Below are 24,579 nucleotides of genomic sequence, written 5' to 3'. Positions count from 1 at the left end.
GTACGACCATGGCGTCAGCGGCGCCCCAACTCGCCTCCGTGGCAGCTGCCGTGGGGTTCCCGCCCGGAGAGTTGCCCGGCTGTCCGGCGGATCGGCTGCCGTTGTCGAGGGCCGGACCCCGCCGCACGGAGACGTCCACGGGTGGTGTCACAGAAATCTTCCGGTACATGACAGCCAAGGAGGTGCGGCCATGGCACAATCGCAGCTTCGGCCGCCCACCATGGCCGATGTCGCGCGACTGGCGGGCGTGTCCCACCAGACAGTTTCCCGTGTGCTGGGGGATCACCCCAACGTGCGGGACGAGACACGGGCCAGGGTGCTGCACGCGATCGAGGAGATGGGCTACCGCCGCAACTCCTCCGCGCGAGCCCTGGTCACCCGACGCACTCGGACCCTGGGTGTCGTCGCCTCCGACACCACGCTCTACGGTCCGGCCAGCACCCTCTTCGCACTCGAGGAGGCGGCGCGTGCCGAGGGTTACCTCGTCTCCACGGTCAGCCTGCGCAAGCTGACCGTCGAGACACTGTCCGAAGCGCTGGACCACCTCAGTGAGGGCGGGGTGGAGGGAGTGGTCGCCATCGCCCCGCAGCGGTCGGCGGTCGAGGCCCTTGCCGAACTCCGCCACCCGTTCCCGGTGGTGACCGTGGGCAGCGGACCGGGCGTGGGCATCCCCTGCGTCATCGTGGACCAGTGCATGGGCGCACGGCTGGCCACCGGTCATCTGCTGGCCGCCGGCCACCGTACGGTCTGGCACCTCGCCGGACCCGAGGACTGGCAGGAGGCGGCCGACCGGGCCGCCGGCTGGCGGGCGACCCTCGAAGAGGCCGGTGTCGAGCCGCCGATGTCCCTGCGCGGGGACTGGAGTCCGCTGTCGGGATACCGTGCCGGCCAGGAACTGGCCGGCTGGGTGGGCCGGGGGCTGACCGCGGTGTTCGTCGCCAACGACCAGATGGCACTGGGGGTGTTGCGGGCCCTTCGGGAAGCGGGCGTGCGAACCCCCCAGGACGTCGCGGTGGTCGGCTTCGACGACATCCCGGAGTCGGAGTTCTTCGCCCCACCGCTCACCACCGTCCGGCAGGACTTCTCGGCGGTGGGCAAACGGAGCATCGCCCTGCTCCTGGACCTGATCGAGGGCCGTGACCCGGCCGGGACACCCCGGTTCGCCATCGAGCCCCAACTCGTGGTCCGCGCAAGCACTTTCCCGTACAGCGCGGACCCGGGCGCAGCACCCACCTGACGCCGCGCACGGCGTCCGACGGCCGATTTTCACCGCATCCGTATGGCCGATATGCCGAACGGTGATCGACAGGCTGGACAAGGGTGGCCTGTCCCGGCGAGTAGCAAGGCGTACCAGCAGGTCCCTCAGGGACCGGATCTTCAAAGGAGAAGACACATGCTCAACAGAAGGAACTTCCTCACCGCGGCGGTCGGCGTGGCGGCGGCGGGCGGCCTGGCGGCCTGCGCCAAGGAGGACGAGGGCGGCTCGGGTTCCTCCGACGGCAGCGGCGGCGGCAAGAAGATCACCCTCGGCTTCGCGCAGGTCGGCTCGGAGAGCGGCTGGCGCACCGCCAACACCAAGTCGGTGAAGGACGCGGCCAAGGAGTCCGGCTACACCCTCAAGTTCTCCGACGCCCAGCAGAAGCAGGAGAACCAGATCTCGGCGATCCGCAGCTACATCGCCCAGAAGGTGGACGTCATAGCCTTCTCGCCGGTGGTCGTCACGGGCTGGGACGCGGTGCTCAAGGAGGCCAAGACCGCCAAGATCCCGGTCATCCTCACCGACCGCTCCATCGAGACCTCCGACGACTCCCTGTACGTGTCCTTCATCGGGTCCGACTTCACCGACGAGGGCCGGCGCGCGGCCAAGATGCTGGAGAAGGTCCTCGCGAAGGCCGGCCACAAGGGTGCGGTGAAGATCGCCCAGCTGGAGGGAACCACCGGCGCCGCCCCCGCACTTGAGCGTGCCAAGGGCTTCAAGGAGATCATGGAAGCCGACCACAAGGACGACTGGAAGGTCGTCGTCAGCCAGACCGGCGACTTCACCAGGGCCGGCGGCAAGCAGGTCATGGCGGCCTTCCTGACGTCCAACCCGGACATCAACGTCCTCTACGCGCACAACGACGACATGGCACTCGGCGCCATCCAGTCCATCGAGGCGGCCGGCAAGAAGCCCGGCAAGGACATCCTGATCGTCTCGGTCGACGGCGTGAAGGACGGCTTCGTCGCGATGTCCGAGGGCAAGATCAACGGCATCGTCGAGTGCAACCCGCTGCTCGGCCCCCAGCTGATGACACTCGTGCAGGAGGTCAAGGACGGCAAGACGGTCGAGCGCCGGATCAAGACCAAGGAGGGCGACTTCCTCCAGGAGCAGGCCAAGGACGCCCTCCCGACCCGCAAGTACTGACGTACGGGTGCCGACCCGCAAGTACCGACCTTCGGGCGTCGACCCGCGGGTGACGACCTTCGGGTGCCGATCCGCACGTACTGATCCGCGGGTGTCGACCCGCACGTACTGACCGACCGCACCCACCGCCAGGGAGCCTCCGCCCGGCCGAACACCTCGGCTCAGGGGGCTCCCTGCGGGCCTGAACGAAATCCATGAGGAGCGCTGCCATGGCAGAGCCGCTGCCCGTCCTGGAGATGGCGGGCATAGTCAAAGAGTTTCCGGGGGTACGGGCTCTGTCGGGTGTCGACTTCCGGCTCTTCCCCGGCGAGATCCACGCACTGCTCGGCGAGAACGGCGCCGGCAAGTCCACCCTCATCAAGGTGCTGACCGGGGTCCACTCCCTGGACGGCGGCACCGTCACCCTGAACGGCACGTCCGTACGGTTCACCAGCCCGTCGCAGGCGCAGCAGGCCGGCGTCAGCACGGTCTACCAGGAGGTCAACCTCTGCCCCAACCTGTCGGTGGCGGAGAACATCTTCATCGGACGCGAACCCACCCGCTTCGGCCGCATCCAGTGGAAGCGGCTGCGCCGTGAGGCCGCCGAGCTGGTCGACCGGCTCGGCCTCGACATCGACGTCACCGCGCCCCTGTCCTCGTACCCGCTGGCCGTGCAGCAACTGGTCGCGATCGTACGGTCGGTGGGCACCGGAGACGCCGACGGCCAGGGGGCGGGCACCAAGGTGCTCATCCTCGACGAGCCGACCTCCAGCCTCGACCGCGACGAGGTCCTCGAACTCTTCGCCCTGATGCGGCGGTTGAAGGACGAGGGCGTCGCGATCCTCTTCGTGTCGCACTTCCTGGACCAGATCTACGAGGTCTGCGACCGGATGACCGTCCTGCGCAACGGCACCCTGGTCGGCGAGCACATGGTCCGCGACCTCGACCAGGTCGGCCTCGTACAGCTGATGATCGGCAAGGCCCTGGACCAGCTGGAGGAGCTGCACGACCAGCAACTCCACTCCGACGTGGGGGAGTCGCTGCTCAAGGCGGACGGCCTCGGCCGCGTCGGCGGCATCGCCCCCTTCGACCTGGAGATCAAGAAGGGCGAGGTCGTCGGACTCGCCGGACTCCTCGGCTCCGGCCGCACGGAACTCGCCCGGCTGTTGTTCGGCGCCGACCACCCCGACAGCGGCAGGCTGGCCATCGGCGGTAGGCAGGTCTCGATGAGCGCCCCGAACGACGCGATCGCCGCGGGCGTCGCGTTCTGCTCGGAGAACCGCAAGACCGAGGGGCTCGTACCGGACCTGACGGTGCGGGAGAACATCATCCTCGCCCTCCAGGCCACCCGCGGCTGGACCCGGCCCATCCCCGTCGCCCAGCGCGACGAACTCGTCGCCAAGTACATCAAGGCCCTGGACATCAGGCCCGCCAACCCCGAGGCCAGGGTCGGTCAACTCAGCGGCGGCAACCAGCAGAAGGTGCTGCTCGCCCGCTGGCTGATCACCCAGCCGAAACTGCTGATCCTGGACGAGCCGACGCGCGGCATCGACGTCGGCGCGAAGGCCGAGATCCAGAAACTCGTGGTCTCGCTCTCCGAGGAGGGCATGGCCGTGCTGTACATCGCGGCCGAGCTGGAGGAGGTCCTGCGGCTCAGCCACACCATCGGAGTGCTGCGCGATCGCAAGCTGGTGGCGCAGCTCGCCAACGGGCCCGAGATCACCACCACCCGGATCCTGGAGACCATCGCGAGCGGAGAGCACCAGTGACCACCACTCCCCGATGGCGAGCGCTGACCCACCATCACCTGTTCTGGCCGGTCGCCGTGCTGGTCATCCTGCTGCTCGTCAACGTTCCCTTCACACCCGACTTCTTCGCCGTCAAGATGACGGACGGCCACCTCTACGGCAGCCTCGTCTCGATCGTCCTGTTCGGCTCGCCCCTCATCCTGGTCGCGGTCGGCATGACCCTGGTCATCGCCACCGGCGGCATCGACCTCTCCGTCGGCGCCGTGGTCGCCATCACCGGCGCCCTGACCTGTTCGTACATCAGCGACCAGGCCGACCAGAGCGCCCTGTCCGGGGTGTTCCTGGCCCTCGGCATCGGACTGGTGGCCGCCATCGTCTGCGGCCTCTGGAACGGCTTCCTGGTCGCCAGGATGGGCATCCAGCCGATCATCGCCACGCTGATCATCATGGTCGCCGGCCGCGGTGTCGCCCAGCTCATCACCGACGGGCAGATCATCACCGTCAACAGCGAGCCGTACAAGCTGATCGGCGGCGGCTACTGGCTGACGCTGCCCTTCTCCATCTTCATCGTGGCCGCCGTCGTGGCCGTCACCGTGGTGATCACCCGCCGCACGGCCCTCGGCCTGCTCGTCGAGTCCGTCGGCGGCAACGCCGAGGCCAGCCGCCTGGTCGGCATCAGGTCCATGCGGATCAAGATCATGGTGTACGTGTTCTGCGCGCTGTGCGCCGGCATCGCGGGCCTGATGATCAGCTCCAACACCTCGGCCGCGGACGGCAACAACGCCGGTCTGTGGATCGAGCTCGACGCGATCCTCGCCGTCGTCATCGGCGGTACGTCGCTGCTCGGCGGCCGGTTCTCCATCGGCGGCACGGTCGTCGGCGCCCTCGTCATCCAGACCCTGACCACCACGATCTACACCATCGGCGTGCCGACCCAGACCAACCTGGTCTTCAAGGCCGCCGTCGTCATCATCGTCTGCCTGATGCAGTCGCCGAAGTTCCGCGCCAAGGTGTTCGGCGCGAAGGGCGGCGGCAAGAAGGCCGCGGCACCGGCACCGGCGGAGACCGCCCCGGCGGCCGACGCCTCTCCCAAGATGGAGGTGTCGTGATGAGCACGACCACCCAGCGGCCGACAGCGGCGGACAGCCGCACGCCCAGCAAGGCCGCGCGCGTACTCGGCGACCGGCGGCTGCCCGTCCTGGTGACGGCCGCGCTCTTCCTCGTCATGTACGTCATCGGCCTGAGCCGGTACCAGAACTACGGGTTCGCCGAATCGCAGGTCTTCCTGAACCTGTTCATCGACAACAGCTATCTGCTGGTCGCGGCGGTCGGCGCCACCTTCGTCATCCTGTCCGGCGGCATCGACCTGTCGGTCGGTTCCGTCATCGGCTTCACGACCATGTTCACGGCGTGGCTGGTGGAGCGTCAGGGACTGCCGATCGTGGTCGTCATCCCCATGGCGCTCGCCGTGGGAGCCTTCGGCGGCTTCCTGATGGGCTATGTGATCCAGAACTTCGAGATCCAGCCCTTCATCGTGACCCTCGCCGGCCTCTTCCTCTTCCGGGGCCTGTGCCTGGTCATCAGCAAGGAGTCCATCTCCATCGGCGACTCCTCCGTGAGCAGCATGGCCCAGACACAGGTGTCACTGGGAGGTGCCTTCCTCTCCATCGGGGCCATCGTCGCGCTGGTGGTGCTGGCCGCGGCGTTCTACGTCCTGCACTACACGCGCTTCGGACGCCGGGTGTACGCCATCGGCGGCAACGAGCAGTCGGCCTTGCTGATGGGGCTTCCGCAGGGCGGCACCAAGATCGCCGTCTACACGATGAGCGGTTTCTGCTCGGCGCTCGCCGGTCTCCTCTTCACGCTCTACATCCAGTCCGGCGACCCGCTGCACGCCACCGGCATGGAACTCGACGCCATCGCCGCGGTCGTCATCGGCGGCACCCTCCTCACGGGCGGCTCCGGCTATGTGATCGGCACCCTCTTCGGCGTCCTCGTCCTCGGCCTCATCAAGAGCCTCATCCAGTTCGAGGGCACACTGAGCTCGTGGTGGACGAAGATCGCGACGGGTGTGCTGCTGTGCGCGTTCATCCTGATCCAACGGGCGATGACGAGCCGCCGCAAGACCTGACCCATCCGTTCGCACCTTGCCCTTGGGCCCGCCCTGCACTGGGCGGGCCGTCGGCATGAGATCTCCACCCCGGCTGCCCCTGTCCCGTGACGGATCTGGGACTCCCTGGTCGGAGCATTCAGGCGTCGGCTTCATCCCCGTCGACCGAGGTCGCTTGCCGGTGCGAGAGAGTGATCCGGCGCCGGACCGGGTCGACGTCCAGGACCTTGACAGGCAGAGCGTCACCGACCTGGATGCCGAGTTGAGGGCTGTCGGGACGCCCGTCGGACAGCTCGGAGTTGTGCACCAGTCCCTCGAATCCGTTCTCCACGTCTTCAACGCGTACGAACACACCGAACGGCACGAGCTTGGTGACGCGGCCGACGATCGTCTGGCCGGTCAGCCCGGTCAGCAGATGCATCGGATCCTCGTGCAGCGCCTTGAGGGACAGTGATACGCGTTCACGGATGGCGTCGACGCTGAGAATCTCGGTGCTGATCTCCTGACCGACGGAGAGGATGTCGGAGGGGTGGCTGATGGGACGCCATGACAGCTCGGGGATATTGATCATTGCCTCGAAGCCGCCGATGTCCACGAAGGTGACGCCGAAGTCGGCGATGTGGGTCACCGTGCCGGTGACGATCTCACCTTGGTGAAGGGTTTTGAGGAAGGCCCAGTTCCGGTCGCTCGGCGTCGGCTCGGTCTGCCAGCGGGCCCGCACCACTCCGTCGTTGTCAGGCATGACAGCGGTGAACAGAGGCGCACGTTCATCGGCATACACGGACAGGAGCGCTGCAGCGTCGGCACCGGATATCCGGGCGGTCAGCTCCGAAAACGTGTCCTCGTCGGCGACAGCGCTGTGGAGCCGGCCATCCTTGTCCTGCCAGACACATTCTATGAGGCCCTCGGTGGGGAGGGCGCCGAGAACTGCGTCGACGTCGGAGGACAGGTCGGGCCACACGGCCAGCCGGGCGCGGGGAGCGATCCCGGCGCGAACTGTGTCGATGGCGTCGCGGGTGAGGTGGTGCCACCGTGAGGCGCCTTCGATGTACGTCTCCTCCAGGAGCGCGGCTCGGCCGATGACGACTGACCAGTGCAGACCGGCCCAAAAGTCGTCGTCGCCGGGCCGCTGGACGTGATTCCTGTCGGCCTCCACGTCGTAGGGGGAAGCGTCCAGGCGTTCCGGGAACAGCCCGAGCGCGCGGGTCCGGGTCAGTGCCTCCTCGCAGGCCTGGTTGCTGCCGATGTAGAGGTACTGGTCCCATCCGACGTGCACAGCGAATGTGCCCTCCGCCTCCAGCCGACACCAGGCGCCGCTGTCCCGCAGCATGAGCCGAACCAGCTCCAGCCCGAGACTGAGCGGCACCTCTGCTCCGTCGTGGAAGCCGGCAAGACGGTTCGGAAAGAGCCCGTCAAGCCCGAAGTCGTCCGAGGGCCGCTCGACGCCGAAGTGCGCGAGGGACGGGACCTGGGGCTCGCGGACGGACAAGCGGTCGATGGGCCGCTCGACGCCGAAGTGCGCGAGGGACGGGACCTGGGGCTCGCGGACGGACAAGCGGTCGATACCGACCTCCGCGGCGAACGCCTCGACCGCCTGAAGATAGGCCGTCTCGATCTCGCCGTGATCGCTGACGGTGTCCTCGGTGCCGGCGTAGTGCCCGTGATCGTCACGGTCGGCGGGGTCGTACTTGGTCACGCGGTAGACGTAGGGGAGCTGCACGTCCCTATCCTCCATCACGGCACTCACGCCGGCCGAGGGATTGACGACGGCAGCACCTCACCCATGCACAGAACTGCGACAGCCGCCGCCGACAACGGAGGGCCGCCGGCTGTCACCCACGACGGAGCCCGGTCAGGGGGAACACCGGCCGGGGTCCTTGCTGTTGGGGCTATCACTTCGTGCCGTGGCAGGAGCAGCCGCACCGCTGTACCAGGAGGATGCCGTACGAGTGGGGCAGAGGTACGTCCTCGATCTGGGTGCACTCACGGTGTAGGCCCTTGTAGTCAGGCCGCTGGGCGAGCGTGCATTCTGCCGACAGTGGCGGGATGCGGGTCGTGGGCGCGCTCACGGTGCCGCTTCCCGGCTCCGGGCGTTGGCCAGGGCCACGCCTGCCGACAGTCTCTCCGCTGCAGAAGCGGGCCGCAGAGGGCCGCTCGCGTCCCACTCCCGCCCGCCACCCGGCGGCCTCAGCTGCCAGCGTGTCCCGACTCGGTCCATCACCTCGCCGACCTTTCGGGCTTCCTCGTCCCACACCAGGTCGCCGTCCTGAGGCGAGTACTCGTTCATGTGCACCCCTGCGGGACGACGGCGGCGAGCCGCTGCGCGACATCAACGCGTACCCGGCCCAGGGTGATCAGGTTCAGTGAGGGGGACCCCGTGTCCGCTCCCAGGGACGGCAGGACGATCCCCGCCTCCGTCAGTGCATCCCGTAGAACTTCGGCTGCTTCCACGGCGTCCGTGGTGCCCCGCTCCTGTGCTGTGGCCATGAACTGAGCGTTCTGGAGGGACCGTTGAGGCGGCTAGCAGCTATTCGAGGTTATTCTCGGATAGCTAGGTCCTATACCTGAAGATTCTTCCGAAGTGGCAGGGAGGCCATCGCCGGGACAGGCACCACGGCGCGAAGCTGGTCAAAACCTCGGCGAAAGGAATTGATCATGGCGCGACGGCTGCGCTTCAACGGCACCGGGAGTGGTGTGAACGGCTGCCCCGCCGTGCATGAGGATTGCGACACCGGCGAGGTGATCATTCACGGACCGGTACTCACCGACCCTGACGACATCGCCCGCCTGCGGCACCTTGGGGAGGGCGAGGTGCCCATCATCGTTCCGCGTGAACTGCTCGTCGACTTCGGCCCCAAGGAGGTCACCCGCGTGCCGAACACCATCGGTCTGGATGAGTTCGACCGGCTGTTCACCCAGTTCAAGCACGCGGCCTGGCGGCTGGAGACCCGCCGCCGGTACGCGTCCGACGAGCTCACCGACACCTATGCGCAGTTCCTCCGGGGTGAGCCCGTCGACTGGGAGGGCAGGGACGCAGAGTGGTGCGCTGAGCGCCGCGAACAGACTGCCCGGGGCAAGCGGTTCGAGCGGGTCCGTATCGTCGACAACCCGCCCACGCCGGGTCAGCTCTACCTGCTCGACAACGCCCGGCGGAACAGTGGCGTGGGCGAGGACATCCGGCAGCTCCGGCGGGCCGACGCCGAGCCGCTCCAGCTGCCCGGAGAGGACTTCTGGATTTTCGACTCCCGGCTGGTGGCCCGGCTCAACTTCGACGAGGCCGACAACCTCGTGAACGTGGAACTGATCACGGAGCCGGTTGAGGTCAACCGGTACGCTCAGGTGCGCGATGCCGCCGGGCACTACGCCGTGCCGTTCGAGACCTTTGCCGCCGACCTGGCCACGACCGAGTAGGACAGGTGAACGGAACCGGTGGGCACGGACTATCAGCAGGCGCGTGAAGCGCTCGGCGTTCGGCTGCGTGAGCTGAGACTCACGGCCCCGGGCGGTCGGCTCACCGGTTCCGCACTCGCCCAGCGGCTCGGCTGGCCGCAGCCCAAGATCAGCAAACTGGAGAACGGCAAGCAGACCGCCACGCCCGATGATCTGCACGCCTGGGCCGAGGAGACCGGCCGGCCAGACGCGTACGACGAACTCCTTGCCCGCCTCAGGGGGTTCGAGTCACACATACGGTCATGGCGGCGGCAGCTTGCCTCGGGGCACAAGCCCGTCCAGGACACCCACCTGGCCGCACACGCCGACGCGTCCGTGTTCCGTGGCTGGGAGTCGTCCATGATCTTCGGGATCCTCCAGACCCCCGACTACGCCCGGCACATCTTCAAGCGTTACGCCGAACTCCAGCAGTCGCCCCGGGACACCGAGGAGGCCGTGCGCTCCCGGATCAAGCGTCAGGAGGCGCTGTACGACCCGACGAAACGCTTCCACCTGCTGCTGTGGGAGCCCGCGCTGCGGGCGCTCATCTGTCCGCAGTCTGTCCTGGCCGCGCAGCTGGACCGGCTGTCCGGCGTAGTCGGCCTGGACACGGTCGAGTTGGGGATCCTCCCGTTCAGTGCCTCGCTCAAGATCCCGCCCGCCACGGCCTTCTGGGTCTACGACGACAACCGCGTGATCGTCGAGACCTGGCACTCCGAGCTGTGGATCGAGGACGGGCCCAGCGTGAACACCTACCTCCGCACCTGGAACACACTGCGGGAGTCCGCCGTGTACGGGGCCGACGCGCACCGACTCATCACAGCCGCGCGCCAGGCCCTTACCGCCTGACAGCCCGACGCGCAGAGCGGCGCTCGGGATCATGGACCCCGAGCGCCGCCCCGCCCAGCGGTGGGCAAGCCGTCAGCCTCAGCTCTCAGCCGAACACGATCCCGTACGCCTTCGTGCCAACGCGGTTGTCATAGACGACCTCTCCCGTGGACTTCTTCCAGATCCTGATGCGGTAGGTGTCGGGGGAGTCGGTGATGGTGATGCGGAAGGCGTAGCCGCCCGTGCCGTTGACTGTTCCCGAGCCCTGGTACTGGGCTTCGGTTCGGGTGACGACCAGCCAGTCCGAGCCGGTGGAGCGGAACTTGAGCTTGCCGGCCGCGAAGTCGAAGGTCGCGTTGCCGCTGGGCACGGTGTCCTTCGCCTTCTTGTACGCGGCACCGAAGGAGAAGCCCGCGAGACCGGTCAGCGAGGGCTTCGCCGGGTACGCGCCCGCCGGGGAAGAGATGACTCCGACACCGGCGATCGGACCGGCCGCGCGGTCGTAGACGACCAGTTCGGGCAACTGGGTGCTGTCCTTGCCGCCGTCGTCGTCGGTGACGGTGACCACCGGACGGTGGATGCCCGCCTTCTTGTAGGTGTGCGTGGCCGCGCAGCCCGCGCTCGTGACGGTGCCCTTGAACGGCTCGGTGCCGTCCTTCCAGTCGACCTCGCACGTCTGGGTGTCGTCGGACCCAAGGTCGGTGAACAGGGCCTTGACGGCCGCGCTCTTGCCGACGGACACGGCCGAGACGGGCCCCGTGGCCGACGTGATCACCGGCGCCGCGTTGTCCACGGTCACGGTGAGCGTGTCACTGCTACGGCCGCCGGTCAGCGTCACCTCGTACGCACCGTCGTCGGCGCAGGTGATCGACGTGAGCACTGCCTCGGGGTCGGCGAACGTGCAGGGCGCTCCGCCCGAGCCCCCGCCCGAGACCGTCCACCTTGGCTTGCCCGCCCCGGAGATCGTGCCCGTGACCGGGATCGCGCTCCCCTCCGTGCCCATCGCGTCCGGACCCGCCCGGACGATGGTGACCGGGTCGATGCTCGACAGCGTCGGGACGACCTTCTTGATCAGCCCGTCGGCGTCGAACTCCAGCTTGTCCACGGTGGTTTCGCGGTTCGTGCCGTCACCGCCCGGGATGGCGAAGCGGTGGTAGGCGATGTACCAGTCGTCGGTGTTCGGGACGTGCACCACCGAGTGGTGGCCGGGGCCCTTGATGCCCAGGGAGAGGTCCTTCTCCAGGATCACTCCGCGCTTGGTCCAGGGGCCCGTGGGCGAGGAGCCGGTCGCGTAGGCGACGCGGTAGTTCTCGTCCCGGGTGTCGTTCTCCGACCACATGAAGTAGTAGGTGCCCTTGTGCTTGATGACGAAGGTGCCCTCGTTGTAGCCGCTGGGAGTCATGTCGGTGACCTTCGACGCGTCGAAGGAGACCATGTCGTCGTTCAACGGCACGGCGTACGCCCTGCCGTTGCCCCAGTACAGGTACGGCGTGCCGTCGTCGTCGGTGAACACCGCCGGGTCGATCATCTGGCCCGGGTACTGGCCCGCCTTCAGCAGCGGCTTGCCCAGCGCGTCCTTGAACGGGCCCGTGGGCGAGTCGGAGACCGCGACACCGATGTTGGCGTCGGCGCAGAAGTAGAAGTAGTACTTGCCGTTCCGCTCCTCGATCGCCGGCGCCCAGGCCCTGCTGTCGGCCCAGCTGACATCCGGACCGAGGTCGAGGATGACGCCCTGGTCCTTCCAGTGGACCAGGTCCTTGGAGGAGTACGCCTTGAACCGGGTGCCGCTCCAGCCCGGGAAGCCGTCGGTGGTCGGGTAGATGTAGAAGGTGTCGCCGAATCTCGTGATGTTCGGGTCGGCGTTGAGCCCCGGCAGTACCGGGCTCTTCATCTCAAGTGCTCTGACCGTCCAGGTGCGCTTCTTGCCGTCCGAGCCGGTCACCTCGTACTTCACGGGCTCGGTGAAGTCGTGGAGCGAGCCGGACGCGGGGCTGATGGACGCACCGTGGGCGAGGCCGAACTCCGGTGCCAGCGCGGTGAGATCACTGCCCTCGGCCAGCGGGAGGGTGACTTTGCTGTCCGCGTCGTCGATGATCGCGTCGACTTTCAGCGCGGGATGGGTCGCCGTGGCGATCCCCGTGGTGTTCCCGCTCAGCTCCAGGATCTCGGTGGGCGACAGCGCTCGGTTGTAGATCCGGAAGTCGTCGACCTCGCCGCCGAAGTACGGGTCGGGGGAGTACATGGACCTGCCGATGTAGCCGGAGTAGCCCTTCGACGCGTCGTACAGCTCGGACGGCTTGATGGTGATGCCGGTCGCCCGGGCCGCCTCGACGCCGTCCACGTAGAGGACCGCCGTCTCGGTCGCGCCGTTCACGGTCACGGTGACGTGCTGCCACTCACCTGAGGTGAGCCGCGAGCCGCCGGTCAGCTGCTTCTCGCCCGACCAAGTGGCCTTGGTGATCGCCGAGAAGAGCTTCCCACCGCCGTTGGACGGAGTGGCGAAGAGGTACTTGTCGCTGTCCGGGCCGAGACCGAAGAGCCACTGGAAGTTGTCCCCACCCTTCCACTTGGCGTACGTGGAGACGGTGACGCTGTCCGTGCCCTTCAGCACGCCGTTCGGGATTCTGACGTACGGGGAAGTGGTCGAACTGCTCGAACCGCCGGACATCTTGAACGAGCCGCCGTCCACACCGGTCCCGAAGTCGGGCGTACGGACGTACGTGCCGTGGTAGCCGTGGCCGCTGGAGTCACGGGCGATGCTGCCGCCCGTCTCGTCGAAGCCGTAGTGAAGGACCAGGTCCGCGGGCACCTCGGGGCCCTCCGCCGAGACCGTGACCTCGGCCTTGACCTGCAGCGCGGCGCCGTCGGGCAGGCTGCCCTGCACGGTGAACGTGCCGGCCTGCGCGTACGCCGAGGCGGGGACGTCGCCCCAGGTGACGGAGACGGGCCGCTCGACGCCGTCCGCGTACTCGGCGATCACCGTGGCGGGCAGGACCGGTGCGTCACCGATGCCCGTCGTCACCTTCACATCCTCGACGGACTCGACGATCTGGTCCGGCTGATACGCCTTCAGCAGCCGGTCGTACTCGGCCTGCGTGACCGGAAGTACCGTGCCGTGGCGGGGTTCTGACGGAAGGTCATATCCCGTGGACGGGGTCCAGTCGCCCGAGGCGAGGTTCGTCGTCTCGAAGGGGATGTAGCCGCGTCCGCCGAACTCGTCGAGGAACGCGTACCACTTGTCCTCGGTGTTGGACTTGAACACCAGCGGTCCCTCGGCGGCGCTCATCGCGCCCTTGCCGATGCCCTCGGCCACGAAGTCCCAGGACTCGTCGAGGATCGAGTCGCTCTTCTCCTGGAAGATGAACTTGCTGTTGGGGGTCGACGACGAGTTGTCGCGTTCGTCCTTCGACAGCCGGTAGTAGGTGTCGCCCCGCTTGATCATCGTCGAGTCGATGACCGAGTAGCCGCGGTCGATCCACACCTTGGGCTCGCTGAAGGTGCGGAAGTCACGGGTGGTCGCGTACATCATGCGGTTGTACGTGTCGCCCGAGTGCTCGGCGTTGTCGTACAGCTTCGACGCCCAGAAGACGACGTACGAGCCGAGCTTCTCGTCGTAGAACGCCTCGGGTGCCCAGGTGTTGCCGGCCGAGTCGGGTGAGACCTTGACCAGTCGCTGGTCGGTCCAGTGGACCAGGTCGGTGGACTCCCAGACCATGATGGACCTGCTGCCGGTGCGCTGGGCCGCGTCCCAGTCGCCGTTCCCGTAGATCCGCAGGTCGGTGGCTATCTGGTAGAACTTGTCGCCCTCGGGGGAGCGGATGATGAACGGGTCGCGCAGGCCCTTCTCCCCGAGCGTGGAGGTCAGGACGGGTTTGCCGTCGTTCAACTCCCGCCATTTCAAAGGGTCGTTGCCCTTGCTGAGGGCCGAGTAGAGCTGCTCGCCGTCCGAGGTGCCCTCGCCGGTGAAGTAGCTGAACATATAGCCCTTGAGGGGTGCCTCGGCGGGGAGTTCGGGCACCTTCGCGGTGAGGACCCGGGTCGCCTTCGCGTCGCCCTTCGTGACGGTCGCGGTCAGCTCGACGGTCGTGCCGCCGTCGCCGGGCGCCGGGCGGTGGACGACGCCGTCGGCGGAGACCACGTCCGGCTTCGCGGAGGTCCAGCCGACCTTCGTGCCGTACGAACCGGTCGCCGGCAGGGTGATGTTGCCGCGGACGTCGTCGAGGTTGTCGACCTTCAGCGCCTCGGCGGCCCGCTCGGTGGCCGTGTCGTCGTCGAACGCGGCCGGGACCGTGATGTCGAAGGACTTGGTGTCCGTCACTGAGCCCTTCTTCAGGGTCGCGGTGAGCGTGGCGTGGCCGTCCGGCTCGCCGGCGGCGGGGCGGGTGACGGCACCGGAGTCCGACACCACCGAGGGAGTGTCGGACTTCCAGCTGATGGTGGAGCCGCCCGCCGTGCCCGTGGTCGGCAGGGTCACGTCCGCGACGACGGCGCTCGTGTCGCCGAGCGTGAGGGCGGCCTTGTCGTCGGCGACGCCCCGAGTGGCGACGGGGAGGGAGAGCTGCTCGACCTCCGAGCCGGCCAACGCCCGGTCGTAGACCCGGAAGTCACGGATGCTGCCCTTGAAGAGCTTGTCACCCGGGTACACCGACTTGCCGAGGTAGTTGGCGGTCGTGGTGCCGGAGCCGATGGAGCCGGGAGTGATGGTGACCGCCGTGTTGCGGGCCACCTCCACACCGTCCTCGTACAGGACACCGGTGTTGCCGGTCTGGGTGTACGTGACCTGCTTCCACACGGCACGGGTCATGGCGCGTGCCGGTGAGGGCTGGGTGGTCTGTTCCGTCGACCAGTTGCCGGAGGCGATGGAGGTCCGGAAGGTGCTGCCGGTGGTGAACAGATAGCCGTTGCCCGCGGAGCCGCTCGTGTTGCCGAAGCCGTAGACGAAGTACGGGGTGTTCTGCGCGGAGTCGACCTTCACGTCCATCGAGACGGAGATCGAGTTCATGCCGCTCATGATGTTGTCCGGCACCTTGACGTAGGTGTCGGAGCCGTTGAACGAGAGCCCCTCACCGGCGTTCGACCAGGTGGCGGTGCCGTTCACCGTGCCGGTCCGGCCGTTGCCGGAGGCGTCCGCGACTGTGCTGCCGGAGGCGGCGTCGAGCTTGTACCAGAGAGCCAGGCCGTCGGTGATGTCCGCGCTCCCGGCCGCGTGGGCGGGGGCGACGGGCCCGGCGAGTCCGAGGAGCAGCGAGGCCGCGGTCAGTCCCGCGAGCCCTCCTGCCCAACGTCCCGTACGGCCAACGGGCTTCGGTCTCGTACGGCCAAGAGGTCTCGCGAGTCGCATCGCTTCAACTTCCTCTGCTGAGACATGCCGGAAGGAAAGGACCGCGAGGTCTCAGCAGCGGGCTCATGCCGTTTCGCGTGTGTGACGTCGCGTTGCGAGAGTGTGAAGCGGTGTGAACGGGGGCGTCAAGAGGTTCCGAACAATGTCCGGCAGGTCGAACGGGTGAGGGACTTTACGCAACACCCGTAGGTCCGCGTGGCGTTCGCGGTTTTACGTCACGGAAAGCCGACCGAAACCAAACGCGTCAGAAACGTTGACGTGTACACCGCGCGTACCTATCTTCTGGTCGAAGTTACGCACGTTGTACGGCATTTCGAACGTAGCGAACAATGTGCTCATCGGAAGGGGATCCGCCGTGTTCCGTGCCCGTCACTGGTGCACCCTCGTGGCAGCGCTGCTCGTGATGCTCGCCTCCGTCGCCACGCAGCCCGCCACGGCCGCGGAGGGGCGGCCGTACACCAACCCCGTCAAGGCGCAGAAGGGCGCCGACCCCTGGCTGGAGTACTACAACGGCAACTACTACCTGGTCACCACGTCGTTCACCGGCGTGCTGACCATGCGGAAGTCGCCGACCCTGGCCGGTCTGTCCGCGGCCCCCAGCGTCCAGGTGTGGAGTGACACCACTTCCACCCGCAACACCAACTTCTGGGCCCCCGAACTGCACTTCCTCGACGGGCACTGGTACCTGTACTACTCCGCGGGGCAGAGCGGCGTCGCCTGCTGCGACTCCCAGCGCACCTACGTTCTGGAGAGCGCGGGCACCGATCCGATGGGCCCGTACACCTTCAAGAACCAGCTCTCGGGCTCCAACCTCACTCCGGGCGGCTGGCTCATCGACGCCAGCGTCCTGAAGCACAACGGCAACCTGTACCTGCTGGGCAGTGGCTTCATCAACGGCAGTACGCAGAGCCTGGTCATCGCGCCGATGAGCAACCCGTACACGCTGAGCAGCTCGACCTTCAGCGTCATCTCCAGCCCGACGCTGAGCTGGGAGACCTCGGGCGGTGCCGTCAACGAGGGGCCCGAGCCGCTGTACCACGACGGCCGGACCTTCCTCACCTTCTCCGCCAGCCACTGCCAGACCGCGGACTACAAGCTCGGCCAGCTCGAACTGACGGGCACCAACCCGCTGTTGGCGTCCGCCTGGACGAAGAAGCAGACCCCCGTCTTCCAGCGCAACGACGCGGCCGGCGTCTACGGCCCCGGCCACAACGGCTTCTTCACCTCGCCCGACGGCACCGAGAACTGGATCGTCTACCACGGCAACAACACCGCGAACGGCGGCTGCGGCAACGGCCGGACCACCCGCGCCCAGAAATTCACCTGGAACGCGGACGGCACGCCGAACTTCGGCACCCCGGTCGCCCTCGGCACCACCCTGCCCGGCCCGTCAGGGGAGACCGCGGCGACCCCGACGGCGTACACGCTGGTGAACCGCAACAGCGGCAAGTGCCTTGACGTGGACGGCGGCAGCACCGCGGACGGCGCCAACATCTTCCAGTGGACCTGCAACGGCGGCGCCAACCAGAAGTGGCGGATCGAGGACCAGGCCAACGACACCAGCCGACTGGTCAACGTGGCCACCGGCAAGGTCATGGACACCGCCGGGTGTGCCGCCGCCGACGGAACCGACATCGCCCAGTGGTCCTGGCTGAACAACAACTGCCAGAAGTACCGCCTCGTGTACACGGCCACCGGTGACTACGTGCGGATCGTCAACGAGAGCACCGGCAAGGTCGCCGACGTCGCCAACTGCGGTACGGCCGACGGCGTCGACGTGCGTCAGTGGACCTGGCTCAACAACACCTGCCAGCAGTGGCAGTTCAAGCCGACGACGTGACCCACGGCGTGACCGGCGCGCGTCCGGCTCGGCCGACGCGTTCGACCTGATCGAGACGCATTCGTCTTCCATGTGATCGAGAGGAACTCAGTGAGACGCACGATCGCAAGGGTGGTCACGGCACTGCTCGTCACCCTGGCCGCCCTGACCTCCGGCATCGCCGAGGCCGCCGCCCCCGCCTCGCCCGCCGTCACCTTCACCAACCCGATCGCCGAACAGCGCGCCGACCCGCACATCTTCAAACACACCGACGGCTACTACTACTTCACCGCCACCGTGCCCGCGTACGACAGGATCGTCATGCGGCGGGCCACCACCCTCCAGGGACTGTCCACGGCCGCCGAGACGACGATCTGGACGAAGCACGCCAGCGGTGACATGGGCGCGCACATCTGGGCCCCGGAGATCCACTTCATCGACGGCAAGTGGTACGTCTACTTCGCCGCCGGTGCCACCAACGACATCTGGAAGATCCGGCCGTACGTCCTGGAGACCAGCGCCGCCAACCCGCTGACCGGGACCTGGACCGAGAAGGGCCGCATCGCCCTGCCGCTGGACACCTTCTCGCTCGACGCGACGACCTTCACCGTCGGCGGCACCCGCTATCTGAGCTGGGCGCAGAACGACCCGGCGGTCGGCACGGGTACCAGCATCTACCTCGCCCCGATGTCCAACCCCTGGACCATCAGCGGTACTCCGGCGCGCATCTCCACCCCGACCCTCTCCTGGGAGACCGTCGGCCACCGCGTCAACGAAGGACCGGCCGTCATCCAGCGGAACGGCAAGGTCTTCATGACCTTCTCGGCCAGCGCCACCGACGCCAACTACTGCCTCGGCCTGCTGACCGCCAACGCCACCGCCGACCTGATGAACCCGGCCTCCTGGACGAAGACCCAGACCCCGGTCTTCAAGAGCAACGACGCGACCGGCCAGTACGGCCCGGGCCACAACACCTTCACCACGTCCGAGGACGGAAAGTCCGACATCCTCGTCTACCACGACCGCAACTACAAGGACATCAGCGGCGACCCGCTCAACGACCCCAACCGCCGTACGCGCTACCAGAAGCTGTACTGGAACGCCGATGGCACGCCCAACCTCGGCATCCCGGTGGCCGACGGTGTCACCCCGGTCCGCTTCTCCTCGTACAACTTCCCCGACCGGTTCATCCGGCACTGGGAGTACCGGGCGAAGATCGAGCCGAACGTCACCAACCTCGCCGACTCCCAGTTCCGTGTCGTGACCGGTCTGGCCGGCGCCGGGACCGTCTCCCTGGAGTCGGCGAACTTCCCGGGCTACTACCTCCGCCACCGGAGCAACGGCGAGGTCTGGGTGGACAAGAGCGACGGGACCACGGCCTTCAAGGAAGACGCGAGCTTCTACCGGCGGGCGGGACTGGCCGACGCGTCCGCGGGTGTCTCCTTCGAGTCGTACAACGTCGCGGGCAGCTACATCCGGCACTACAACTATCTGCTCGTCACGCAGCCGGCCGACACGACGACGGCGAAGGCGGACGCCACGTTCTACGCCGAGTAGGCGGGTCTCGCACTGAGGGGCGCTCAAGCCCTGCGCCCCTCAGGGGGTCAGCGGAAGCCTCATCGTGAACGTCGTCGTGCCCGGGCGGCTCGTCAGGTCGATGGTGCCGCCGTGGGCCTGGACCAGGGACCGGGCGACCGCGAGGCCGAGGCCGCTGCCGCCCCGGTCGCGGGTGCGGGCCTTGTCCATACGGAAGAAGCGGTCGAAGACGCGCTCCTGGTCCGCGGCCGGAATGCCCGGACCGGCGTCGGTGACCCGGACGACCGCGGCGTCGGTCACGACCGACACCTCCACGGACACCTCCGTACCGGCCGGGGTGTGCACGGCGGCGTTGGTGAGGAGGTTGTCCAGGACCTGTCGGATGCGCAGGGCGTCGAGGCGCAGCCGCACCGCGTCCGGACCGGCCGTCACGGTCAGCGGATGGTCCGGGCGGGCCGCGCGGAAGGCGTCCGAGGCCTGGCGCACCAGCTCCGCCAGATCCGCGTCCTCCAGCCGCACCGGTGTCTCGACCTCGGCGGCGTCCAGCCGGGCGAGCAGCAGCAGGTCGTCCAGGAGCACGCCCATCCTGGCCGCCTCGGCACGCAGCCGGGCCAGGTGCTTCTCCCGTTCCTCGGGCTCGTTGGCCGCCGCGTACTGGAAGAGGTCCGCGTAGCCGCGTACCGACATCAGGGGTGTACGCAGCTCGTGCGAGGCGTCCGCGACGAAGCGGCGCAGCCGCTGCTCGGCCTTCGTGCGGACGGCCAGCGAGTCGTCGATGTGCTCCAGCATGGTGTTGAAGGCGGTGCGCAGTTCCTCGACCTCAGGGCCGCCGTTCCCGCGGTCGGCTCGCACCGGGAGCCGCGCCGAGTCGGTGAAGTCGTGCGAGGTGATGCCGCGGGCCGTGTGCGCCATGTCGCTGAGCGGCTTCAGACCCCGCCGCAGCACCGCACGGCCGAACACCACGAGCCCCACCAGCGCCAGGACGAACGCGACGACCTGGACCGTGACCAGCTGGTCCATGGTGTCCTCGATGTCGTCCATGGGCGCCGCGGTGACCAGGACCACCCCGGGCTCGGGCTCGCAGGCCCGCAGCCGGTACGTGCCCTTCCCCTCGATGTGCGCGGTGCGGAAGAGCGGGTCGTGGCCCGAGGCCTGCAACGCCTCGGCGACGGTGGCGAGTTCGTCGGCGTCCGCCGGTACGTCCGCGGGCTTGCGCAGGACGGCCGAGTCGGCGGAGAGCTCGTACGAGGCGGTGTACCAGCCGTAGTACGGCTTGCCCTGCACGGTTCCGTACGCCTCGACGTCCTTGGACTGGGTGATCTGGACGAGCTTCATCTGGTCGTTGAGCTGGCGCTCCAGATAGCCCCGCATGTACATCGACAGCGATGCCCCGACGACGGCGAACACGACCAGCGAGAGCACGCCCATGCCCAGGGCCAGCCGGGTGCCGAGGCGCAGTCTGCGGTAGTTCTCCGCGAAACGGCGGATCACTCCGCGACCTGCCGGACGACGTACCCGACGCCCCGCACGGTGTGGATCAGCGGTGCCCCGTCCGTGCCGTCGAGGTAGTTGCCGTCGAGCTTGCGGCGCAGCCGGCTGATGACCAGCTCCACCACGTTCGACCGGCCGCCGAAGCCGTACTCCCAGACATGGTCGAGGATCTGCGCCTTGGTCAGCACGGTCGGCGACTTCCGCATCAGATAGCGGAGCACCTCGTACTCGGTCGGCGTCAGCGTCAGCAGCCGGTCGCCGCGGCGCACCTCGCGGGTGTCCTCGTCCATCGTCAGGTCCGCGACACTCAGCACCGACCGCTGGAAGGCCGGACCCGCGCTGCGGCGCAGCACGGTCCGCAGCCGCGCCATCAGCTCCTCCACCGCGAACGGCTTCACCAGATAGTCGTCGCCGCCCCTGGTCAGGCCCGCGACCCGGTCGGCCACGCCGTCCCGCGCGGTCAGGAACACCACGGGCACCATCGTCCCGGACAGCCGCAGCCGGTCGAGCACGGCGAAGCCGTCGAGCCCGGGCAGCATCAGGTCGAGCACCACGATGTCCGGATGGAACTCGGCGGCCCGGTGCAGCGCCTCCTCGCCGGAGTTCGCGGTCACCGCCTCCCAGCCCTCGTAGCGGGCGACCGTCGCGACCAGGTCGGCGATGGGCGGGTCGTCGTCCACGACGAGAAGTCGTACTTTTTCCACGTGCCCATAGTGCTTCACGTGTCTCATGACGCCATAGTCGCGGGCCCCTCGACTCCACATCGATAAAAACTTGAAAGTTGAGCGACAGGAAAACGACAGCTCCCGGCAGGCAGGCTTCGGATTCCCAGGACCCGATCAAGGAGTTGCCGACCCCGTGACTACTGTCCAGACGACCGTTCCGCCGCCTGCCGCGGCGGTGCGCCCCAAGGTGGTGGCCCGCGCCGGCCTGTACGGCGTGCTGGCCGTGAACGTGGCCGTCGTGACCGTGTTCTTCGTCCAGGCCGGGTTCGCCTCGAACGCCCTCATCGTCATGGGCCGGCTCCTCGGCCTGTACGCCGCGCTCCTGATGGCCTTCCAGCTGCTGCTGGTCGCCCGGCTCCCCTGGCTCGACCGCCGCATCGGCATGGACAGGCTCACCTCCTGGCACCGCTGGGTCGGCTTCGGCCTGCTCTGGACGCTGCTGGGCCACGCCGTGTTCATCACCTTCGGCTACGCCGACTCCTCCGGCATGGGCCCGGTGAGCCAGCTGGTGGACCTCGCCGAGACCGTCGAGGGCGTGCTGCGCGCCGTCGTCGCACTGGTGCTGATCCTCGTGATCGGCGGCGTCTCGGCCCGCTACGCCCGCCGAAGGCTGTCCTACGAGACATGGCACTTCATCCACCTCTACACGTACGTCGCGGTCGTGCTGGCCTTCACGCACCAGGTCGCGGTGGGTACGACCTTCACCGCGTCGTCCTTCGCCACGGCGTACTGGTACGGCGTGTGGGGCGTGGCGCTCGGCGCGGTCGTCCTGGGCCGGCTGGTGCTGCCGCTGTGGCGGAACACGCGCCATCAGCTGCGGGTCTCGGCCGTGGTGCCCGAGTCCGACGACGTCGTGTCGGTCTACGTCACGGGGCGCGACCTGGACCGGCTGCCGGCGCGCGCGGGCCAGTTCTTCCTGTGGCGGTTCCTGACCAAGGACCAGTGGTGGCAGGCCAACCCGTTCTCGCTGTCGGCGGCACCGGACGGCCGGACACTGCGGCTCACCGCCAAGACGGCGGGCGACGGCACAGCGGCCCTGCGGCACCTGAAGGTGGGCACGCGGGTCTTCGCCGAGGGCCCGTACGGCGCCTTCACCGCGATGCACCGGACCCGGCCGGAGGCCGTGCTCATCGCCGGCGGCGTGGGCGTCACCCCCATCCGGGCCCTGCTGGAGGAGCTGCACGGCCACGCGGTCGTCATCTACCGGGTGTCCACGGACCGGGACGCGGTCCTCTACGACGAGCTGCGGGAGCTCGCCCACGCCAAGGGCGCCGAGCTGCACCTGGTGTCCGGGCCGGTCAGCCCCGACAAGCTGGCGCCGGGCGAGCTGGCCCGGCTCGTGCCGGACATCGGCGACCGGGACGTCTTCCTGTGCGGACCCCCTCCGATGATGAACGCGGTGCTGGGCAGCCTGCGCGAGCTGAACGTGCCCAAGCAACAGATCCACTTCGAGCGCTTCAGCCTGGCGGGATGAGAGAGACACCGTGAAACGAGCCATTCCTGTCCTGGTCCTGACCGTCGCGGGGCTGATCCCGGTGTGGCGCTACGCGCCCTCGACCGACACGTCGTCCACCACGGAGGTCGCCGAACCCGCCTCGACACCTTCCGCGTCCTCTTCGGGGGGTACGTCGAACCAGGTCGTCGCCGGTTCGACCATCAAGACCGAGAAGGGTCCCGTACAGGTCGAGGTGACCTTCGACGGCGACAAGATCAGCTCCGTACGGATGCTGCAGCAGCCGAACCACCCCCAGACGAAGGCCGCGGTCCCGAAGCTGATCGCGGAGACGCTCACGGCGCAGAGCGCGGACATCGACGCGGTGTCCGGCGCGACGATCACGAGTGAGGGGTACGTCGAGTCGCTCCAGGCGGCCATCGACGCGAAGCCGGCGTCTTCCTCGTCGTCTTCGTCCTCTTCTTCATCCTCGGCCTCGCCGTCCGCCTCGGCCGCCGCTTCCCAGGTCGTCGCGGGTTCGACCGTCGACACGGAGAAGGGTGCCGTGCAGGTGGAGGTGACCTTCGAGGGCGACAAGATCGACGCGGTGCGGATGCTGCAGCAGCCGAACCACCCGCAGACGAAGGCGGCCGTGCCGAAGCTGATCGCGGAGACGCTGGACGCGCAGAGTTCGGAGATCGACACGGTCTCGGGCGCCACGATCACGAGTGACGGGTACGTCGAGTCCCTCCAGGCCGCCATCGACGCGAAGGGCTGATCGCGATGTCAACGGCCGAGGAAGTGCGCCGCGTCGAGCACATCATGGGGCTGCCGATATCCCTGCGGATCGACGCACCCGACGACCCGGACGACGCCGACACCGCCGGGAGCGCGTCCGTGGCCGCGGACCGGGTCTTCGCGTGGCTGCGCGAGGTCGACGCGCGGTTCAGCCCGTTCATCGCCGACAGCGAGGTGTCCCGGCTGGGCAGGGGAGAGCTCGAACCCCACGAGCTCAGCGCGGACCTCGTCGAGGTGCTCGACCTGTGCGAGGAGTACCGGGTCGCGAGCGGGGGCGCGTTCCAGGTGCGGCTGCCCGGCCGAGGCCTCGACCCCTGCGCGATGGTCAAGGGCTGGGCGGTCCAGCGGGCCGCGGAACTGCTGCTCGCCGAGGGCGTGACGACGTTCTGCCTCAACGCCGGCGGCGACGTGGTCTCGGCCGGCCGTCCGTGGCGGGTGGGCGTGCGCCACCCGGAACAGGCCGACCGGCTGTGCGCGGTGCTGGAGATCACCGACGGCGCGGTGGCGACCTCCGGGCGCTACGAGCGGGGCGACCACATCCTCGACGGCCGCACCGGCCGTCCGGCGACCGGACTTCTCAGTCTGACCGTCGTGGCCCCGTCCCTGACCGAGGCGGACGCGACGGCGACCGCGGCGTTCGCGATGGGCGCGGACGGGATCGACTGGGCCGCCGCGCGCGAAGGCTGCGAGGTCTTCGCCGTGGACGCCGAGCGCCGCGTCTTCCGCACGTCGGGGTTCCCTGTCGCGGCCTGATTGATCGAGGGGACGGCTCGTACGAACTCCTGAGGGCCCTGATATCCGCAACTGGGGATATCAGGGCCCTCGTTGGCGTGATGCCCTCGGCGTCACGCCCTAGGGCCCTTCTGATGGATCTCCGCGGCGTCGCGACGCCCGGCACGCACGCTCGCCGCACGGCGCGAAGGGCCAGGTGGCTCCGCC

The 24,579-nt window shown here is 68.3% G+C and carries 19 protein-coding genes; 12 read left to right on the top strand and 7 right to left on the bottom strand.

All coding sequences use genetic code 11. From position 1 onward, the window contains the following. The first annotated feature begins 190 nt into the window (after positions 1–190). From ACH4YP_RS01655 to yjfF, 5 genes are all read left to right on the top strand, one after another. A complete protein-coding gene (locus ACH4YP_RS01655) occupies positions 191–1,237 on the top strand; it encodes a LacI family DNA-binding transcriptional regulator (RefSeq protein WP_398488850.1) in 1,047 nt (348 codons plus the stop codon). A 156-nt stretch (positions 1,238–1,393) separates the two neighbouring features. Continuing rightward, positions 1,394–2,404 (top strand): ABC transporter substrate-binding protein, encoded by a 1,011-nt coding sequence (locus ACH4YP_RS01650; protein ID WP_361071766.1) that lies wholly within the window; start codon positions 1,394–1,396, stop codon positions 2,402–2,404. A 209-nt stretch (positions 2,405–2,613) separates the two neighbouring features. Beyond that, on the top strand, positions 2,614–4,152 hold the full coding sequence (locus ACH4YP_RS01645; protein ID WP_398488848.1) for a sugar ABC transporter ATP-binding protein: 1,539 nt from the start codon (positions 2,614–2,616) through the stop codon (positions 4,150–4,152). Beyond that, complete coding sequence (locus ACH4YP_RS01640) at positions 4,149–5,240, top strand: ABC transporter permease (protein ID WP_398488847.1); 1,092 nt, start codon at positions 4,149–4,151, stop codon at positions 5,238–5,240. The genes ACH4YP_RS01645 and ACH4YP_RS01640 overlap by 4 nt, the downstream gene beginning before the upstream one ends. Next, positions 5,240–6,262, top strand: a complete 1,023-nt coding sequence (gene yjfF, locus ACH4YP_RS01635; RefSeq protein WP_361071757.1) for a galactofuranose ABC transporter, permease protein YjfF — start codon at positions 5,240–5,242, stop codon at positions 6,260–6,262. Before ACH4YP_RS01640 ends, yjfF begins: the two co-directional genes overlap by 1 nt. Before the next feature lie 118 nt (positions 6,263–6,380). Here the strand turns inward: yjfF and ACH4YP_RS01630 are convergent, their stop codons facing one another. The 4 genes from ACH4YP_RS01630 to ACH4YP_RS01615 all read right to left on the bottom strand — a co-directional run bounded on the left by ACH4YP_RS01630 (position 6,381) and on the right by ACH4YP_RS01615 (position 8,728). Next, positions 6,381–7,961, bottom strand: a complete 1,581-nt coding sequence (locus tag ACH4YP_RS01630; protein WP_398488846.1) for a S1 RNA-binding domain-containing protein — start codon at positions 7,959–7,961, stop codon at positions 6,381–6,383. 172 nt (positions 7,962–8,133) lie between these two features. Then, entirely contained in the window at positions 8,134–8,310 is a 177-nt protein-coding gene (locus tag ACH4YP_RS01625; protein WP_398488845.1) for a hypothetical protein, read from the bottom strand. Next, positions 8,307–8,528 (bottom strand): hypothetical protein, encoded by a 222-nt coding sequence (locus ACH4YP_RS01620; protein WP_398488844.1) that lies wholly within the window; start codon positions 8,526–8,528, stop codon positions 8,307–8,309. Before ACH4YP_RS01620 ends, ACH4YP_RS01625 begins: the two co-directional genes overlap by 4 nt. Further along, a complete protein-coding gene (locus ACH4YP_RS01615) occupies positions 8,525–8,728 on the bottom strand; it encodes a hypothetical protein (protein WP_398488842.1) in 204 nt (67 codons plus the stop codon). The genes ACH4YP_RS01620 and ACH4YP_RS01615 overlap by 4 nt, the downstream gene beginning before the upstream one ends. Before the next feature lie 168 nt (positions 8,729–8,896). Here ACH4YP_RS01615 and ACH4YP_RS01610 point away from each other — a divergent pair, with 168 nt between their 5' ends. Together ACH4YP_RS01610 and ACH4YP_RS01605 are read left to right on the top strand one after the other, a co-directional pair. Then, positions 8,897–9,652, top strand: a complete 756-nt coding sequence (locus ACH4YP_RS01610) for a DUF6879 family protein (protein WP_398488841.1) — start codon at positions 8,897–8,899, stop codon at positions 9,650–9,652. Positions 9,653–9,670: 18 nt separating this feature from the next. Continuing rightward, positions 9,671–10,519 (top strand): helix-turn-helix domain-containing protein, encoded by an 849-nt coding sequence (locus ACH4YP_RS01605; RefSeq protein ID WP_398488840.1) that lies wholly within the window; start codon positions 9,671–9,673, stop codon positions 10,517–10,519. An 85-nt stretch (positions 10,520–10,604) separates the two neighbouring features. On the opposite strand, the gene ACH4YP_RS01600 is transcribed toward ACH4YP_RS01605, so the two are convergent. Further along, positions 10,605–15,839, bottom strand: a complete 5,235-nt coding sequence (locus ACH4YP_RS01600) for a family 43 glycosylhydrolase (RefSeq protein WP_398488838.1) — start codon at positions 15,837–15,839, stop codon at positions 10,605–10,607. Positions 15,840–16,242: 403 nt separating this feature from the next. Here ACH4YP_RS01600 and ACH4YP_RS01595 point away from each other — a divergent pair, with 403 nt between their 5' ends. Both ACH4YP_RS01595 and ACH4YP_RS01590 read left to right on the top strand, forming a co-directional pair. Next, a complete protein-coding gene (locus tag ACH4YP_RS01595; protein ID WP_398489443.1) occupies positions 16,243–17,679 on the top strand; it encodes a family 43 glycosylhydrolase in 1,437 nt (478 codons plus the stop codon). A gap of 111 nt (positions 17,680–17,790) precedes the next feature. Beyond that, on the top strand, positions 17,791–19,215 hold the full coding sequence (locus tag ACH4YP_RS01590) for a family 43 glycosylhydrolase (RefSeq protein ID WP_398489441.1): 1,425 nt from the start codon (positions 17,791–17,793) through the stop codon (positions 19,213–19,215). 39 nt (positions 19,216–19,254) lie between these two features. On the opposite strand, the gene ACH4YP_RS01585 is transcribed toward ACH4YP_RS01590, so the two are convergent. Both ACH4YP_RS01585 and ACH4YP_RS01580 read right to left on the bottom strand, forming a co-directional pair. Further along, a complete protein-coding gene (locus ACH4YP_RS01585; RefSeq protein WP_398488837.1) occupies positions 19,255–20,685 on the bottom strand; it encodes an ATP-binding protein in 1,431 nt (476 codons plus the stop codon). Next, positions 20,682–21,389, bottom strand: a complete 708-nt coding sequence (locus ACH4YP_RS01580; RefSeq protein WP_398488835.1) for a response regulator transcription factor — start codon at positions 21,387–21,389, stop codon at positions 20,682–20,684. Before ACH4YP_RS01580 ends, ACH4YP_RS01585 begins: the two co-directional genes overlap by 4 nt. A gap of 154 nt (positions 21,390–21,543) precedes the next feature. Here ACH4YP_RS01580 and ACH4YP_RS01575 point away from each other — a divergent pair, with 154 nt between their 5' ends. From ACH4YP_RS01575 to ACH4YP_RS01565, 3 genes are read left to right on the top strand one after another with little or no spacing between them, the layout of a single operon-like run. Further along, a complete protein-coding gene (locus tag ACH4YP_RS01575; RefSeq protein ID WP_361071495.1) occupies positions 21,544–22,884 on the top strand; it encodes a ferric reductase-like transmembrane domain-containing protein in 1,341 nt (446 codons plus the stop codon). Between the two features lie 10 nt (positions 22,885–22,894). Next, on the top strand, positions 22,895–23,620 hold the full coding sequence (locus tag ACH4YP_RS01570; RefSeq protein ID WP_398488833.1) for an FMN-binding protein: 726 nt from the start codon (positions 22,895–22,897) through the stop codon (positions 23,618–23,620). Positions 23,621–23,643: 23 nt separating this feature from the next. Continuing rightward, the gene (locus ACH4YP_RS01565; protein ID WP_361071504.1) at positions 23,644–24,393 is read left to right on the top strand and encodes an FAD:protein FMN transferase; all 750 of its coding nucleotides are present in this window, start codon (positions 23,644–23,646) and stop codon (positions 24,391–24,393) included. Positions 24,394–24,579 lie beyond the last annotated feature (186 nt).

This window comes from Streptomyces sp. NPDC020747, assembly GCF_044334695.1.
Lineage (GTDB): Bacteria > Actinomycetota > Actinomycetes > Streptomycetales > Streptomycetaceae > Streptomyces.
This window is presented reverse-complemented; position numbering and strand designations above follow the sequence as displayed.